The organism is Saccharothrix hoggarensis (assembly GCF_042678885.1).
GTDB lineage: Bacteria > Actinomycetota > Actinomycetes > Mycobacteriales > Pseudonocardiaceae > Actinosynnema > Actinosynnema hoggarensis.
The window spans coordinates 1-1414 of record NZ_JBHTLK010000479.1; the positions used below are offsets into that span (position 1 = coordinate 1).

General features: G+C 76.7%; 2 protein-coding genes. Both read left to right on the plus strand.

What is annotated here, in order from left to right; translation table 11 throughout:
* The coding region (locus ACFQ3T_RS36590) for a DUF2332 domain-containing protein (protein ID WP_380730752.1) at positions 1 to 781 on the plus strand (781 nt) is incomplete at its 5' end.
* Between the two features lie 34 nt (positions 782 to 815).
* The gene (locus tag ACFQ3T_RS36595; protein ID WP_380730754.1) at positions 816 to 1358 is read left to right on the plus strand and encodes a P-loop NTPase family protein; all 543 of its coding nucleotides are present in this window, start codon (positions 816 to 818) and stop codon (positions 1356 to 1358) included.
* The last annotated feature ends 56 nt before the right edge of the window (positions 1359 to 1414 follow it).

Here is a 1414-nt window from a genome sequence, read left to right on the forward strand (position 1 = left end):
GGTCGCGGCCATCGCCGCGCGCCGGCAGCCGCGGACCGACGAGACCGGCCGCTGCGCCGTCCTGTACCCGGCCGTCGCCGAGGTGGCGCGACGGGTCGGCGCGGACGCGGTCGGGCTGGTCGACGTGGGCTGCGCGGCCGGTTTCAACCTCGTCGTCGACCGCGTCGCCATCGCCTACGGCAACGGGCAGTCCCTGGGCGACCCGGCGTCTCCCGTGCGCGTGTCGTGCTCGGTCGTGGGCGACCGGCCCGTGCCGACGCGGGCGCTGCCCGAGATCGTCGCCCGCGTCGGCGTCGACCCCGACCCGCTCGACGTGACCGACCCGGACGACGCCCGGTGGTTGCGCGCCTGCCTGTGGCCGGACGCGCCGGACCGGTCGGAGCGGGTCGCGCGGCTGGACGCGGAGACGGCGTTGGCCGCGGCGGTCTCCCCGGTGCTGCTGCGCGGTGACGTCGTGGACCTCCTGCCCGACGCGTTCGCCCGCGTTCCCGCGCACGCCCTGCCGGTCGTCACCACGACGTGGGCGCTGTCGCGGCTCTCGCCGGAGGGCCGCCTGCGCTTCCTGCACCGCCTGGACGAAGCGGCGTCCGGTCGGCCCGTGGCGTGGGTCTCGGTGGAAGGGGTCGGGGTCGCGCCGGCGATCCCGACCCTCGGCGACCGCCGCGCCTCCGGCCACAGCACCATCGGCCTGGCGGTGTTCGACGGGGCGACCGTGCGCGCCGAGGCCGTCGGCCGCTGCTGGTCCCGGGGTCGCTTGGTGGCGTGGCCGGCAGACTGCTAGCGCCGATCGGGACCAACGCGGGCAGGAGTTCGCAGTGACAACGCGGGAACGACCACGTCGGATCGTCCTCCTCGGCGTCAGCGGGGCGGGCAAGACCACGCTGGCGAACGAGCTCGCCGCGCTCGTCGGCGGTGCGCACGTCGAGCTGGACGCCCTCCAGCACGGCCCGGACTGGACCAGCCCGCCCGTCGAGGAGTACCGGCAGCGGCTCGCCGAGGCGACGGACGGGCCGGCGTGGGTGGTCGACGGCAACTTCGTCCGGCAGACCGCGGAGGTGTTGTGGCACCGCGCCGACCTGCTGGTGTGGCTGGACATGCCGCCGCGGGTATTCCTGCCGAGGCTGCTGCGCCGCAGCGTGGGCCGGATCGTGCGCCGGACCGAGCTGTGGAACGGCAACCGGGAGCGCTGGGCGTTCCTGTTCGGGCCGGACTCGGTCATCGGGTGGGCGTGGAGCGCGCACCGCAGGCACCGCGCCACCTACCCCGGCGTGCTGGCGGACCTCCCGCACGTGCGGTTGCGGTCGCCCGCGGAGGTGCGGCGGTGGCTCGCGGGGTTCCGCGAGGCCACCGTCCGCTGACGTCCCGCGCCCGACCGACCCGTCACGGCCGGCGGCGGAGGTCCACGTCGGCGCCG